This window comes from Variovorax glacialis, assembly GCF_051216375.1.
In the GTDB taxonomy this organism is placed as follows: domain Bacteria; phylum Pseudomonadota; class Gammaproteobacteria; order Burkholderiales; family Burkholderiaceae_C; genus Variovorax.
Genome location: NZ_JBPJZT010000002.1, coordinates 43,208 through 56,650, shown reverse-complemented (window position 1 = coordinate 56,650; position 13,443 = coordinate 43,208). Strand labels below are relative to the sequence as shown.

General features: G+C 68.5%; 14 protein-coding genes. 10 read left to right on the top strand and 4 right to left on the bottom strand.

The window, feature by feature from the left end:
* The first annotated feature begins 7 nt into the window (after nt 1-7).
* The 5 genes from ACSFBL_RS04595 to fae all read left to right on the top strand — a co-directional run bounded on the left by ACSFBL_RS04595 (nt 8) and on the right by fae (nt 4,601).
* Nucleotides 8-1,129, top strand: a complete 1,122-nt coding sequence (locus ACSFBL_RS04595; RefSeq protein ID WP_435514583.1) for an ATP-grasp domain-containing protein — start codon at nt 8-10, stop codon at nt 1,127-1,129.
* Complete coding sequence (mch, locus tag ACSFBL_RS04590) at nt 1,126-2,133, top strand: methenyltetrahydromethanopterin cyclohydrolase (protein WP_435514582.1); 1,008 nt, start codon at nt 1,126-1,128, stop codon at nt 2,131-2,133. Before ACSFBL_RS04595 ends, mch begins: the two co-directional genes overlap by 4 nt.
* On the top strand, nt 2,133-3,071 hold the full coding sequence (locus ACSFBL_RS04585) for an ATP-grasp domain-containing protein (protein WP_435514581.1): 939 nt from the start codon (nt 2,133-2,135) through the stop codon (nt 3,069-3,071). Before mch ends, ACSFBL_RS04585 begins: the two co-directional genes overlap by 1 nt.
* Nucleotides 3,072-3,083: 12 nt before the next feature.
* Complete coding sequence (locus ACSFBL_RS04580; RefSeq protein WP_435514580.1) at nt 3,084-3,974, top strand: triphosphoribosyl-dephospho-CoA synthase; 891 nt, start codon at nt 3,084-3,086, stop codon at nt 3,972-3,974.
* Nucleotides 3,975-4,088: 114 nt separating this feature from the next.
* Nucleotides 4,089-4,601: a formaldehyde-activating enzyme gene (gene fae / locus ACSFBL_RS04575; protein WP_435514579.1), complete on the top strand. Its 513-nt coding sequence runs from the start codon at nt 4,089-4,091 to the stop codon at nt 4,599-4,601.
* Nucleotides 4,602-4,725: 124 nt separating this feature from the next.
* On the opposite strand, the gene ACSFBL_RS04570 is transcribed toward fae, so the two are convergent.
* Complete coding sequence (locus ACSFBL_RS04570; protein ID WP_435514578.1) at nt 4,726-5,148, bottom strand: dihydroneopterin aldolase; 423 nt, start codon at nt 5,146-5,148, stop codon at nt 4,726-4,728.
* A 212-nt stretch (nt 5,149-5,360) separates the two neighbouring features.
* On the opposite strand from ACSFBL_RS04570, the gene ACSFBL_RS04565 reads away from it, so the two are divergent.
* The 5 genes from ACSFBL_RS04565 to ACSFBL_RS04545 are packed head-to-tail and all read left to right on the top strand — an operon-like array spanning nt 5,361 to nt 10,776.
* A complete protein-coding gene (locus ACSFBL_RS04565; protein ID WP_435514577.1) occupies nt 5,361-7,475 on the top strand; it encodes a sigma-54-dependent Fis family transcriptional regulator in 2,115 nt (704 codons plus the stop codon).
* 16 nt (nt 7,476-7,491) lie between these two features.
* Nucleotides 7,492-8,097, top strand: a complete 606-nt coding sequence (locus ACSFBL_RS04560) for a flavoprotein (RefSeq protein WP_435515313.1) — start codon at nt 7,492-7,494, stop codon at nt 8,095-8,097.
* Complete coding sequence (locus ACSFBL_RS04555) at nt 8,076-9,482, top strand: DUF6513 domain-containing protein (protein WP_435514576.1); 1,407 nt, start codon at nt 8,076-8,078, stop codon at nt 9,480-9,482. The genes ACSFBL_RS04560 and ACSFBL_RS04555 overlap by 22 nt, the downstream gene beginning before the upstream one ends.
* Nucleotides 9,479-10,072: a DUF447 domain-containing protein gene (locus ACSFBL_RS04550; RefSeq protein WP_435514575.1), complete on the top strand. Its 594-nt coding sequence runs from the start codon at nt 9,479-9,481 to the stop codon at nt 10,070-10,072. Before ACSFBL_RS04555 ends, ACSFBL_RS04550 begins: the two co-directional genes overlap by 4 nt.
* On the top strand, nt 10,069-10,776 hold the full coding sequence (locus ACSFBL_RS04545) for a (5-formylfuran-3-yl)methyl phosphate synthase (protein ID WP_435514574.1): 708 nt from the start codon (nt 10,069-10,071) through the stop codon (nt 10,774-10,776). Before ACSFBL_RS04550 ends, ACSFBL_RS04545 begins: the two co-directional genes overlap by 4 nt.
* Here ACSFBL_RS04545 and ACSFBL_RS04540 read toward each other — a convergent pair.
* The 3 genes from ACSFBL_RS04540 to ACSFBL_RS04530 are packed head-to-tail and all read right to left on the bottom strand — an operon-like array spanning nt 10,770 to nt 13,442.
* Nucleotides 10,770-11,369, bottom strand: a complete 600-nt coding sequence (locus ACSFBL_RS04540) for an amino acid kinase family protein (RefSeq protein ID WP_435514573.1) — start codon at nt 11,367-11,369, stop codon at nt 10,770-10,772. The genes ACSFBL_RS04545 and ACSFBL_RS04540 overlap by 7 nt on opposite strands.
* Nucleotides 11,357-12,490, bottom strand: a complete 1,134-nt coding sequence (locus tag ACSFBL_RS04535) for a hydantoinase/oxoprolinase family protein (RefSeq protein WP_435514572.1) — start codon at nt 12,488-12,490, stop codon at nt 11,357-11,359. Before ACSFBL_RS04535 ends, ACSFBL_RS04540 begins: the two co-directional genes overlap by 13 nt.
* The gene (locus ACSFBL_RS04530) at nt 12,483-13,442 is read right to left on the bottom strand and encodes an ATP-grasp domain-containing protein (RefSeq protein WP_435514571.1); all 960 of its coding nucleotides are present in this window, start codon (nt 13,440-13,442) and stop codon (nt 12,483-12,485) included. The genes ACSFBL_RS04535 and ACSFBL_RS04530 overlap by 8 nt, the downstream gene beginning before the upstream one ends.
* Between the last annotated feature and the right edge of the window lies 1 nt (nt 13,443).

Genomic DNA, 13,443 nt, shown 5'->3' with positions numbered 1-13,443 from the left:
ACCCGCCATGACAGCACTGGCCGTGGTTTCGATCTCCGCGCGGATGCTGGCCGAATCCGCCGTTGCCGACGGCTTAGAGGTCGCCGCGCTCGACTTGTTCGGCGACGCAGACACACGTCGCGCCTGCGTCGAGTGGCATTCGATCGGTGATCCTGCCAGCTTGAGCATCGATGGCGACCGGCTGCTCACCGTGCTGGAGGCACTCGCACGGCGACAGCGTGTGACCGGCTGGATCGCGGGCGCCGGCTTCGAAGGCCGGCCCGATCTGCTGGAACGCGGCGCGGCATTGCTGCCGCTGATCGGAACGCAGGCGGATGCCATGCGGCGCGTGCGTGATCCGCAAACCTTCTTCGGCTTCCTCGACGCGCGATCCATTGCCCATCCGGCCGTGCGGATGACCGCACCCGACGATGCGGACGGCTGGCTGGTGAAGGACGCGCACGGTTGCGGCGGCTGGCACATCCGTCGGGCCGCAGCGTCCGACACCGCGAGCGCCCATCGCTACTTCCAGCGCGAGGTTCCGGGCAGGCCCATGTCGGCGACATTCATCGCCAACGGGAGCGATGCCGCGGTGCTGGGCTTCAATCAACTCATCGTGCGACCCCTGGCAGGGCGGCCCTTCGTGTTCTGCGGTTCGGTAGGGCCGGTGACCTTGCCCGCCGGCGTGGAGGAACGCGTCACCGGCGCATTGCGCGCACTGGCGGCTGGCTTTTCCCTGCGCGGTCTTGGCAGCCTGGACTTCATGCGCGATGGCGATGCCGTCGACGTTCTCGAAGTCAATCCGCGGCCGCCGGCCACCATGGCGCTCTACGGTCCCGGCACGGTGGCCGCGCATGTGCGTGCCTGTGCGCAGGGTGAGTTGCCGCCATCGCGCCTGCAGGGTGCGAGCGACATCGTTCGAGGCACCGAGGTCGTCTTCGCGCCGCGTCGGCTCTGGCTGGATGAGCCCGCCACGCAGCGCCTTGCCTCACGCGCCGACTGCCACGACTTGCCAGCCGGTGCGACCGCCTTCCAGGCCGGCGATCCCTTGTGCAGCGTGAGCGCCAGCGGAACGGATGCCGAGCACGTGCGCGCCTTGCTGCAGCGGGGCCGAGAGGCCGTGCATCGTTCGCTGGAGGCCAGTGCATGACCGACGCCGCCGCCAAGCCCCTGGCCGCATGCACGCTCAGCGTGAATGCACTGGCCAGGCCGCTCGTCGAGCGGCTGCTCGCCAACGCCGACGCGCTCGGCGTGCAAGTGCGCCGCGACGAGGGCGCTCCCTGCATCGTCGATGCGGGCATCGCCGCAGTCGGCAGCGTCGCCGCGGGCCTGCTGGTGGGCGAGATCTGCATGGGTGGGCTCGGCCAGGTCACCCTGCGCCCCGACGGACTGGAGGGCTGGCCCACCTGGATCGAGGTGCACAGCGCGCAGCCGGTGCTGGCCCTGCTGGGAAGCCAGTACGCCGGCTGGAGCCTCGCGGCCAGCAAGGAAGAAACCGGGGGCAAGAAGTTCTTCTCGCTCGGCTCGGGCCCGGCGCGCGCGCTCGCGGGCAAGGAAACGCTCTTCGATGAACTCGGCTACCGCGACCATGCGGACGCGGGCGTGCTCGTCATGGAGGTCGATCGGCCGCCGCCCCAGGTGATCATCGACAAGCTCTTGCGCGATTGCCATTTGAGCGCGGAAAGGCTGACGCTGATCCTCACGCCGACGACCAGCCTCACCGGCACCACCCAGGTCGTGACGCGCGTGCTGGAGGTGGCGCTGCACAAGGCGCACCAGCTGGGCTTCGCGCTCGGCAACATCGTGGGCGCCGCGGGCACGGCGCCGTTGCCCGCGCCCAGCCCTGATGGCGTGGAAGCGATGGGGCGAACCAACGATGCGATCCTCTACGGAGGCCGCGTCCACCTCACCGTGCGCGGCGACGACGCGGCGGCGCGCGCGCTGGCGAAGCAATTGCCCTCGCGCAATTCGAGCGACCATGGCCGCTCGTTCGCCGACATCTTCAAGGCCGCCGGGTACGACTTCTACAAGATCGACGGCGCCTTGTTCGCACCGGCCGAGGTGTGGGTGAGCAACGTCGACAGCGGCCACACCTGGCACGCCGGCGGACTGGACATGGCGCTGCTGCTCGGCCTGTGGCGCAAGGAAGCGTGATGCACGTCGCCATCATGACGGATAAGACGGGCTGGCACACGCGCCGGCTCCAGGCGGCACTCCGCGCGCGGGGCTGCGTCGGCCGCTGCATCGATCTGGCGGACTGCAGGATCGACACCACGGCCGCCTGGCATGGCCTGGTCATCCCCGGCTTCGGCCGCGACCTGCCCGACGCGGTGCTGGTGCGCGGCATCGCGAGCGGAAGCTTTGAACAGGTCACGAAGCGCCTCGGCGTGCTGCATGCGCTTCGCGAACTCGGCGTGCCGGTCTACAACGATGCCCGTGCGATCGAACGCAGCGTCGACAAGTCGATGACGAGCCTGCTGCTGCATGCGGCGCGCATCGCCTCGCCGCCGACCTGGGCGACCGAATCGCTCGCGCAGGCGCAACGTATCGCGATCCGCGAGGGCGCTGCCGGCCACGCGCTCGTGCTGAAGCCGCTGTTCGGTTCGCAGGGCAAGGGCTTACAGCTGGTGGGGCAGGTGGGCGGCGTTCATCACCCGCTGCCCGCCATCGATGTTGCCTACGGCTCGCTCGCGTACCTGCAGCGCTTCATTCCCGCGATGACGACGCCCGGCTTCGATTGGCGCGTTCTGGTGGTCGGGGGGAGGGCCGTCACGGCCATGCGTCGGGTCAGCAGTCACTGGATCCACAACGTCGCGCAGGGCGCGCGATGCGAACCCGCGGAGCTGGCGCCCGAACTGGCCGAACTGGCCGAAGGCGCGGCGCTCGCGCTGGGCATGGACTACGCCGGTGTGGACCTGATGCCTTCGCGGCGCGGCATCCAGGTCATCGAAGTCAACGGCGTAGCCGCCTGGCAGGGCCTCCAGCGCGTGACCGGCTTCGACATCGCGCGCTGCATCGTCGACGACCTGCTCGATCGCAAGCTTGCGAGCGCCCGGGCTGGCGTGCCCTCGACAGTCTCTCGCAGGGCGTGAACCGTGGATGTCATGGAAATGCCCCAGCTCGCGACAGATCGGGCGAAGGCGTGCTTCCTGCGCGCCTGCGAGCTCGACGTGGCCGTCCGCAAGCCGGGCAACGTCAGCCGGGTGTCGGCCGGGCATCGCATGACGGCCGACAACTTCATCGCCAGCGCGAAGGCCGCGGCCGGGCCGCTGTTCGCGCCCGGCGCATCGGTGGGCGAGCGCATCGAGGCGGCGGTCGATGCGACCTGGGCCGCCGCGGGTTGCAACACCAACCTGGGCATCCTGCTGCTGTGCGCGCCGATCGCGCGGGCCGTCGAATTGCAGCCCGAGGCGACGACGCCGGCCGCCTTGCGCGAGGCCATCGAAGGCGTGCTGGGCGCGCTCGATCTGCGCGATGCACAGGCGGCCTTCCGGGCCATCGCCCGTGCCAGTCCGGGCGGCCTGGGAACGGCACCTGACGAGGACGTCAGGCGCGCGCCCACGGTCGACCTGCGCGAGGCCATGGCACTCGCGGCACACCGCGACAGCATCGCGCGCCAGTACCGCGACGGCTACGGCACATTGTTCGACCTCGGCCTGCCGACGCTCGGCATCGGGTTTTCGCTGATGGGGAGGTCGGCGGACGCCGCGCCGGATGCCGCCACCGTCGCTGCGGTCCAGCGGCTTTACCTGGCGCTGCTGGGCAGCGTTGCAGATTCACACATTGTTCGGATTCATGGCGAGGCCGTGGCACACATTGTCATGACTGCGGCGCAAGGATGGCGGGTGCGCGCGCGCCGCGAAGGCGCACTCGATGTCGATCCGGAATTCGCAGCCTGGGACGCCTCGCTCAAGGCCAGCGGGATCAACCCCGGAACCACGGCGGATCTGACCGTGGCCGCCCTGCTGATCGCCGGCCTGACGAGCCCGTCCTGACCGGTCGCGAGTTAGCGCGGCACGGGTGGCACGGAACGTGATATCTGATGGATTGCGCCGGCCGGCAGGCCGGCGTCCCTTTGGCCCAGAACGCAATCCAGGAGACTAACAACCATGGCAAAAATTGATCGCATGATGGTCGGCGAGTCGCTCGTCGGTGAGGGTAACGAAGTTGCTCACATCGACCTGATCATCGGGCCGCGCGGCAGCCCTGCCGAAACAGCGTTCGCGAATGCCCTGACCAACCAGAAGGACGGCTTCACCTGTCTGCTGGCCGTCGTTGCACCCAACCTGCTGACCAAGCCGTCGACCGTGCTCTTTAACAAGGTCACGATCAAGGGCGCGAAGCAGGCCGTGCAGATGTTCGGCCCCGCCCAGCGCGCCGTGGCCATGGCCGTGGCCGACTGCGTCGAAGACGGCACGATCCCGGCCGCCGAAGCCGACAACCTGTTCGTGTGTGTCGGCGTCTTCATCCACTGGCTCGCGGAGAACGACGCGAAGATCCAGGACTACAACTACCAGGCCACCAAGGAAGCGATCCAGCGCGCCGTCGCGGGTTCGCCAACCGCTGCCGAAGTAGTCTCCAAAAAAGGCAGCGCCGCCCACCCCTTCGCTGCGCATTCCTGACTCACCCCCAGGCTCGCGCACTTCGTGTCGCTCTCCACCCCCTTTCAGGGGGCAACACCTGCGGCCCGGCGAAGCCGGTTCCGCGGTGTTTCTGGAAGGGGCCGGGGTTCCGGGCGTTGCTTCTCTAGCCGGGGACCATGCCTGAGCCGATCAGGCGCAATACGGCCCCTCCGCGGGAGATGTGCTCTTCCGCGGGGGGGCGTCTGCGCTCGATCTGCACGCCGACCGCTGCGACGTCGACGAACTTCTTCGGCTTGACCACTTTGACGCGAACCCACGTTGCGCCGAACTCGCCGATCACGATGTCGGCGATGGTTTCGGCGAAGGCTTCGAGCAGTTGAAGCTTGTGCTCGACCAGCAGGCGGCGTAGGCGGTCGCAGACCGCCGCGTAGTCGATGGTGTCCACGATGCGATCGGTATCGCAAGCGCGCGAGCGGGCGAGGCCTGCGTGCACGTCGATGACCAGCGGCTGCGGTCGATGCAACTCCGTCTCATGGATGCCGATGACCGTCTGGCCCGTGAAGCCTTCGATGAAGATCACGTCCATGGTGGACAGATCCGCTTGTGGAAGGGGCCAATCAAGGGGCCTGGAACTCACGGCGTGTTGCTCGGGGGTCAAGTCGGCTCCTTGGTGTGGGCCTGCGATGTCGCAAAAAGTATCTTTGCGCGCTGCGGATGCAAGCTGCAAAATGCGGGCCATACATACAGTGCGTTCCAGGTACCGCGCATCCGGCGGGCCAGTCGCACATGGAGACATCGATGGCGTTGACCCTTCGAAAAGGCGCGAAGCCGGCGGATCCTCATGCGGACCGTGTGCTGGACATCGTGCGTGGCGGATTCCAGGACCAGACCACCGATGTGGTGATGCGCTCATGGATCCGCTGTCTCGACCAGTACCACCTGCGACCGGACAAGCCCCGCGACCCGAACGTGATCGGGCGCACACCGCTCGAGGAGCGGCGCGCAAGGCATGCGGCCGTGATCGAATGCGCGCGCTACGAGATGACCACGCTCTTTCAGCAATTGGCCGACAGCGAGATCGCCGTGCTGTTGACCGACACCGATGGGGTGATCCTGCACATGGTGGCGTCGCCCGAGTTCGCTGCCGAAGTCGGGCCGCTGGGCCTGCGTGCCGGTGGCGTCTGGAGCGAGACAGAGGCAGGCACCAACGGAATGGGAACCTGCCTGGCCGCAGCCGGCCCGGTGACCGTGTCCCGCGACGATCACTTCTTCACGCAGTTCACGCAACTCACCTGTTCGGCCGTCCCCGTGTTCGACCCCACGGGCAACATCGTCGCCGCGCTCGATGTGACGAGCCGGTCCAGCCTGATGCAGCAGCATCTGCTGGTGCTGTTGTCGATGACGGCAAGGATGATCGAGAACCGCCTGATCGATCGCGAGTTCCGCAATGCGCATCCGTTGCATTTCCACAGCCGGCCGGAGTTCGTCTACACGCTGCATGAAGGCAAGCTCGCGGTGGACGACGACGGCCGCATTCTTGCCGCCAACCGCAGCGCCATGTTCCAGCTCGGCCTGCAGTCGATGGACCAGATCCGCTCGCGACGCATCGAGGACCTGTTCCAGACTTCGCTCGCCGACATGCTGCAGCGCAGCGCCTCGTCGTCCTTCCACCCGGTGGTGACCTACGGGACCGACGCGGCGCTGCGCTTCTTCGCGGTGGCGCGGCGTCCCGCCTCCGTCGCCGATGCGGTAATCACGCCGTCCCCCGCGTTGACATCGTCGTCATCTTCCTCGACGGGCGATTCGTCGCTTGCGACGATCAGCCGTCCAAAGGTTCGTCCGACGCCCGCACTGCGCAGCGCGACGCCCGCGTGCACCTTCGAGGATCCGCGGCTGGCCGAACAACTCGAAATCGGCCGGCGGGTGATCGCGCGAGGCACGCCGATCCTGGTCTGCGGCGAAACCGGCTCGGGCAAGGAAGTCTTCGCGCATGCGCTGCACGATGGCAGCCCGCGCGGGTCGGGCCCCTTCGTCGCGATCAACTGCGCGAGCCTGCCCGAGGCCCTGATCGAATCCGAACTCTTCGGCTATTGCGCCGGCGCATTCACCGGCGCGCAGCGTGCCGGCCGCCGCGGCAAGGTGCTGCAGGCGGACGGCGGCACGCTGTTCCTCGACGAGATCGCCGACATGCCGCTGGAGCTTCAGTCGCGCCTCCTGCGCGTGCTCGACGAGCGGCGCGTCACGCCGCTGGGCACCGAGGAAAGCCATGCGGTCGACTTCCAGCTCATCAGCGCCAGCCATCGCTACCTGCCGGCCATGGTGCGTGAGGGCCGGTTCCGCGAAGACCTGTACTACCGGCTCGCAGGCGTCGAAGTGCAGTTGCCGGCGTTGCGCGAACGCAGCGACAGGCTCGAACTGATCCACGCGCTGCTCGCGGCCGAAGGCGGTTCGGACGCATCGCTGAGTCCCGAGGCGGAGCGCCTGCTCATGGCGCATGCCTGGCCCGGCAACATCCGCCAGTTGAGGCACGTGCTGCGGACCGCGGCCGCGCTGGCCGACGGCAGGCCGATCACCCGCATCCATCTGCCCGCGATGGCGGTCAACCTCCAACCGGCGCGTGACGGCGAACTGATGCTCGGGATGAATGCCGAGCGCACCGACACGCCCGTGCATCCCCCGGCATCTGGGGCCGCGCCGGGCTCGGCGCGCGAAGGGCACGCCGACAACGCGCCCGGCAGCACCAAGCTCAACCTGATCCAGACCAACGAGCGGCAATTGCTCCTGCAGATGCTCGAGCAGTACCGCTGGAACGTGAGCAACGTGGCTAAGGCGCTCGACGTCAGCCGGAACACGCTCTACCGGAAGATCCACAAGCTCCAGATTGAGGTCTCCCATCCAGAGCCCGAATCCTGAAGCTGCATCGCGCAGCATCGCCGCCGACGCTGCGCCTGACGACGCGCGGGCCGAGGGCGACAAGCCGCGTTCGCGTTTCGCCTGGTGCGTGACCGGGTCCGGTCACTTTCTCGACGAAGCCCTCGCGCTGGCCGCGCGACTGCCGAATGTCGACCTGTTCCTCTCGGCTGCCGGCGAGGAGGTGCTGGAGATCTACCGGCTGCACCTCGACGAGCTGAAGGCGCGCTTTCGCATCTTTCGCGACAAGACGGCCAGCGGCGTGCCGGTGGGCATGCTCTACGAGGACATCTATCACACCGTCGTCGTCGCCCCGGCCACCAGCAACACCGTCGCCAAGTGCGCTTACGGCATCAGCGACTCGCTGCCGACCAACATGTTCGCGCAGGCCGGCAAGCGGGGCATACCGGGCATCGTGTTTGCATGCGATACCGAGCCGGTGGTCGTGACCCGATCGCCGCACGACTGGGTCACGCTGCGGCCGAGGCGCATCGAGCTCGACAACGTGGAACGCCTGCGCGCGATCGATTTCTGCCGGGTCGTCACCTCGTCGGCGGAGCTCGAAGCGGCACTGGACCTCCGACTGAAGGAAATCTCTCGCGCATGGAACACATCCTCTTCCTGACCGGGCACCTCGCGCAGCCGAGTCTGGAGCGGGTGCTGGCCGGCATCGAGGCGGCCCCGTTCACGTGGGAAGTGCGAGACCTGGGCTTGCAGGTGGCCGGGCTGATGACGGCCGACATGATCCGCCGCCGGGTCCCCGCGGCGGCTGGCTTCGACCGCATCGTCGTGCCGGGGCGCTGTCGCGGCGACATGGAGGCGTTGTCCGCGCACTTCGGCATTCCGGTGCAGCGCGGACCCGAGGAGGTGAAGGACCTGCCGCGCTTTTTCGACCGTGCCGCCAAGGCGGTCAGCCTGGACGAATACGAGGTCGCGATCTTCGCGGAGATCGTCGACGCGCCGCGCCTGAGCGTGCCCGCCATCATCGCGCGGGCCGGGCAGCTGCGTGCCGACGGCGCCAACGTCATCGACCTGGGCTGCCTGCCGGAGACCGCGTTCGATCATCTCGAAGACGCCGTCCAGGCCCTGAAGGCCGAAGGCTTCCGGGTGAGCGTCGATTCCGTGGACACCGCCGAACTGCTGCGCGGCGGCCGCGCCGGCGCCGACTACCTGCTGAGCCTGACGCTCGACACCTTGTGGGTGGCCGACGAAGTCGCGTCCACACCGATCCTGATCCCGCGCGTCGCTAGCGACGAAGCCTCGCTGCACGAGGCCGTCGAGATCATGCAGCGGCGGGGCAGGGCGTTCCTCGCCGATTCGATCCTCGACCCGATCCCGTTCGGAATGACCCGGTCGATCGTCCGCTACCACCGCCTGCGCGAGCGCTTTCCCGAGGTGCCGATCATGATGGGCGTGGGCAACCTGACCGAACTGACGGAGGCCGACACCAGCGGCATCAACGCATTGCTGTTCGGCATCTGCGCCGAGCTCGACGTGGCCGCAGTATTGACCACGCAGGTCAGCAACCACGCCCGCCGCGCGGTGAAGGAAGCCGATTGGGCGCGGCGCATCATGTACGCCGCGCGCCACCACGGCACGCTGCCCAAGGGCCTCAGCGATGCATTGATGACGGTGCATGCCAAGCGCCCGTTCCTCGACACGCCCGAGGAGATCGCGGCCACCGCCTCGCAGGTGCGCGACCCCAACTTCCGCGTGCAGGTGTCCACGAGCGGCCTGCATGTCTACAACCGTGACGGGTTGCGCAAGGGGCTGGGCGCGTTCGAGCTGTGGCCGCAACTTGGCCTCGAGGACGATGCGGCGCATGCCTTCTACATGGGGGTGGAACTGGCGCATGCCGAGATCGCGCACAAGCTCGGCAAGCGTTATGTGCAGGATCAGCCGCTGGACTGGGGTTGCGCGGTCGACCGCCGTGACGAAGACCCCGATGCATGGTGCGCGCCGGGAACGACGAAGGCCGTGCGAAAGACAACCGGCGAGCCCTTCAAATGAACGACGTGATCTTCGAAACCGTCGTGACAACGGTCTCAGCCGATGGCAAGCCGCATGTCGCGCCGATGGGCGTGCGCTACCGCGACGACCGGATCGTGCTGATGCCGTTCAAGCCTTCGACCACCTACGACAACATCGGCGCGACCGGTTGCGCCGTGCTGAACATCGTGACCGACACCCGCGTCTTCGCCGGTTGCGTGACGGGTCGGCGCGACTGGCCGACGCTGCCTGCCGAGAAGATCGCGGGCGTGCGCCTGAGCGGCGCCTTGAGCCATGTGGAACTGAGGCTCGCCGAGCAGGTCGACGATGCGCAGCGTCCGGTGCTGCACATGATGCGGGTCCACGAGGTCGCCCATTCGAATTTCGCCGGCTTCAACCGCGCGCAGGCGGCCGTGATCGAAGGGGCCGTGCTGGTGAGCCGGCTGCACATGCTGCCGCCGCAGAAGGTGGACAGCGAGATGGCCTACCTCCAGATCGCCATCGACAAGACGGCCGGTGCCGAGGAGCATGAAGCCTGGGGCTGGCTGGTCGACGCAGTGAATCGCCACAGGGCCAAGGCCCTCGATGTCACCCGGGAAGCACCGTCATGAAACTGCTCGTCAGCGTTCGAAGTGTCGACGAGGCCTTGCTGGCTGCCGAAGCGGGCGTCGACTTCATCGATCTCAAGGAGCCGGGCCTGGGTGCATTGGGCGGCCTGCCGGTCGTCACCATTCGCGAAATTGTGGGTGCGCTGCGCTGGGCCGGCAGCCGCTTGCCCATCAGCGCCACCATTGGCGACGTGTCGATGGACGACCTGGACCACATCGCCGAGCGCGTGGATGCGGTCGGTGCGTGCGGGGTCGACTACGTGAAGGTCGGCGTCGAGCGGTCGCCGCAGGCGCGCGAGGTGCTCGACACGCTGGCCGTCAGTGGCTGGCCCGTCGTGCCGGTCTTCATCGCGGACAAGGGCCTGGAACCGGCCGATGCGAGGTATGCGTGCGCGCTGGGGTTCCCCGGCGTGATGGCCGACACCTTCGACAAACTGGCGGGCAGCCTGTTCGATGCGGTGCCGATGGACGATCTGCAGCGCTTCATCGCCACCGTGCGCGCGACCGGAACGATGGTCGGGCTGGCGGGCGCGCTTCGCGCCGAGCATGCGCAACGGTTGCGCGCCCTCGCGCCCGACTTCGCCGGCTTCCGGACGGCGGTGTGCGCGGGCGACCGGAGCGCGGCGCTCGACGCCGAACGCCTTCGCGCCCTGGTCACGCTGATGCGCGGCCAGGAAGGCGCCGAAGGCGGCGCGCCGGATCATTGATCGTCGAACCGGAGGTGACCCAGGAGCAACGAGCGAACACGCGCCACTTCCTCGCAATGAACGATGTCGATCGGAAAGGCCGCGCCGTCCGACAGCGCCCCGAAGGCCCGGTCGACCACACCGACCTCCCCCAGTTGGGCCAGGCTCAATCTCGGATCGATCTCGCAGGACTTGACCAGCACCAGCCGTTCCGCATTCAGGCGATGCGCGAGATCGAGTGCGATGCTGTCGGAGGTGAACTCCCAGTTGGTCTGGGAGGTCGATCGGTTGCGTTGCAGTTCCAGCGGCAGCCACAGGGCGGTCTGTCCCTTGTGGAGCACACGGTGGATGTCCGACCGGGTTCGCGTGAGCTGCAAGGCCGGGTTCAGGCCGTGCATCAGGTAGGCCGTCTGCGCCATCGCGAGGATCGCCATGTTGTGCGCGTTGAGGTCGTTGAAGCGCCACTGCGCCTGGGCGCGCCTCACTTCATCGCCGAATGCGCCGCCACCGCAGACGACGATCACGCGGCCCCCGCCGCATTCGGCCAGCAGGTCGAGCCACGCCGGCAGCGTAGGACTCGCGTTGAGACTTCCGCCGATCTTCACGATCCACATACGGACGGGCCCATGTCGAACAGAGTGGCGACGGCGACGCAGGGGGCGCACACCTGGGCCCACGCCTGTACGGCGGCGCGGTCTTCGCCCGTGTTCTCCGCGACCCGTGCGACGTCGCGGCCGTACCGGAGGTGGCGGAGCTTGCGCCCGGGCCCGTCCGCATTGGCGCTCGCCACCACATCCGGGACCAGGAAGTCGCCGCAGCCGGCACTGACGATCACCGTGTCACGCGGAAGGTCGTGCGCTTCCATCACGCGGCGCATCTCGCTGCCCAGCACGCCGACCTGCCGTGCGCGCCAGGCCCGCGCGAAGGCCAGCCAATCGTCCGCCGAGCCGTCGCGCCGGTCGAGCCCGATCATTCGGGCCAGGCGTTGCCGGGTGGCGTCCGGGTCCTTGGCCGCGTTGTCGGCGCTTGCATGCAGATCGTGGGCGGGGTCCAGCTCGCCGGTCAGGCGGTAGACGTCGGCGCTGGTCGCGAAGAATTCGTTCATGACGTTGAGCGGCGTTCCACGCCAGTCGATGCGCTGCGCCACGGCGCAAAGCGGGGTGCGCACCACGCCGTGGTAGACCAGCTCGCCACTGGCCAGGCGTCGCGCGTCGGTGCGGTTGCCGGTCAGGACGTGCCCGTCCTTGAAAGCGATCAGGTCGGTCGTCGTGCTGCCGATGTCCACCAGCAGGCCGGTGCCGATGCGCAACGCGGCGTGGCGTGCCGTGGCGAGCCAGTTGGCCGAAGCGATGGCGTCCCACAGGTCCGGCACGTCGGCGTCGCCGCACCAGCCGGCGTCGCCGGCGAAGAAGTGGACGGAACCCGGGCCAGCGCCGAGGCGTGCCGAGTGTGGCGCGGGCAGGGAGCGCGTCAGCTCCGCTGCAATCCGGCGCACGCCGTCTTCCCGGTCCGCAAAGAGGTCGACCATCTCGCCCGTCATGGTCACCGCGTGCTGCGCGGCCGGCAGCCCATCCCAGCGCTCTCGTGCCGCATGCAGCACGGCATCGAGCCGGTCCATGCCCAGCCACAGCGGGCAGGACCATTGCGCCACGTCGAGGACTTCGCCGTCTCGAAGGAGGCAGGCCTTGGCGTGCGCCCCGCCGATGTCCCAGCCGATCACGGTGCGGTCAGGCATGCGCATGCACCCCCGTGGAAGCCCGCTCGCTTTCGCAGGCCGCGATCACTTCGCCTGCCACGTTGCGCCCCAGCGAGCGCGAGAGGCCGACGTAGGCGCAGGTCACCCGCGGGTTGATCTCGATCAGCACGGGGCCGCGCCGTTCGTGCCACACGAAGTCGATGCCGACGAAGCCCCGCAGTCCCGGAACGGCCCGGTGAACGCGCGCGGCGAAGGCGCGCAGCGTCTCGGCACGCGGATCGGCAAGGGGCATCACGTTCACGTCGACGCCGCGAAAGGACAGGAGGCCCTGCGCATCGATGTCGAGGTGCTGGCGGTTGATGCTCAGCAGCTCGCATCCCTCCGGGCGGCACAGCAGCGACAGGCTGAGCGCCGCGCCTTCGACCCACGGCTCGATCGTCATCACGCGGCCGGCGGCCGAGCGCGTCGACCCGTCCTGCAGCGCCGATGCCTGATCGCCATGCAGACGCGTATCCATGGCCCCGGCGCCGTCGTCCGGCTTGACCACCCAGCGTCGGGTCTCGGGCTCGTGCGCGAGAGCCAGCGGCGTGGCAATGCCGGCTTCGGCCAGGGTCGCCAACGTCAAGCGCTTGCGCGTCGCGAGTTCGATCGCCGGGGCATCGCAGCCCAGCCAGCGTTCGGGATCGACGCATTGCTGCAGTTGCGCCAGCACGCCGTCGGTCTCCGGCGCGACGAGCCACGTGAGGTCATGCGCGTGGGCCTGGCGCCGGACGAATTCGAATGCCGGCTCGCCGTTGCGCGGCGCGACCGGCCGGGCCGGTTCCGGCACGCGGTTGGCCAGGATGCAGGTCGCGACCGAGACGTCGAGGTTTCCAAGGCGAAGCAAGTCGGCCATGATGGCATTGCGCATCGACTGGCCCATTACCAGCAGTTCGCCGGGGGCCGACTCACCGCCCCCGCTCAGGTACTCGTAGACAAAGATCCGCTTCACG

What these genes read in the sequence shown, in the direction of transcription:
- ACSFBL_RS04535 (WP_435514572.1), bottom strand. Translation starts at nt 12,490, where the DNA reads ATGCCTGACCGCACCGTGATCGGCTGGGACATCGGCGGGGCGCACGCC.
- ACSFBL_RS04540 (WP_435514573.1), bottom strand. Translation starts at nt 11,369, where the DNA reads ATGTGGATCGTGAAGATCGGCGGAAGTCTCAACGCGAGTCCTACGCTG.
- ACSFBL_RS04595 (WP_435514583.1), top strand. Translation starts at nt 8, where the DNA reads ATGACAGCACTGGCCGTGGTTTCGATCTCCGCGCGGATGCTGGCCGAA.
- ACSFBL_RS04580 (WP_435514580.1), top strand. Translation starts at nt 3,084, where the DNA reads ATGGAAATGCCCCAGCTCGCGACAGATCGGGCGAAGGCGTGCTTCCTG.
- ACSFBL_RS04545 (WP_435514574.1), top strand. Translation starts at nt 10,069, where the DNA reads ATGAAACTGCTCGTCAGCGTTCGAAGTGTCGACGAGGCCTTGCTGGCT.
- mch (WP_435514582.1), top strand. Translation starts at nt 1,126, where the DNA reads ATGACCGACGCCGCCGCCAAGCCCCTGGCCGCATGCACGCTCAGCGTG.
- fae (WP_435514579.1), top strand. Translation starts at nt 4,089, where the DNA reads ATGGCAAAAATTGATCGCATGATGGTCGGCGAGTCGCTCGTCGGTGAG.
- ACSFBL_RS04585 (WP_435514581.1), top strand. Translation starts at nt 2,133, where the DNA reads ATGCACGTCGCCATCATGACGGATAAGACGGGCTGGCACACGCGCCGG.
- ACSFBL_RS04550 (WP_435514575.1), top strand. Translation starts at nt 9,479, where the DNA reads ATGAACGACGTGATCTTCGAAACCGTCGTGACAACGGTCTCAGCCGAT.
- ACSFBL_RS04565 (WP_435514577.1), top strand. Translation starts at nt 5,361, where the DNA reads ATGGCGTTGACCCTTCGAAAAGGCGCGAAGCCGGCGGATCCTCATGCG.
- ACSFBL_RS04570 (WP_435514578.1), bottom strand. Translation starts at nt 5,148, where the DNA reads ATGGACGTGATCTTCATCGAAGGCTTCACGGGCCAGACGGTCATCGGC.
- ACSFBL_RS04555 (WP_435514576.1), top strand. Translation starts at nt 8,076, where the DNA reads ATGGAACACATCCTCTTCCTGACCGGGCACCTCGCGCAGCCGAGTCTG.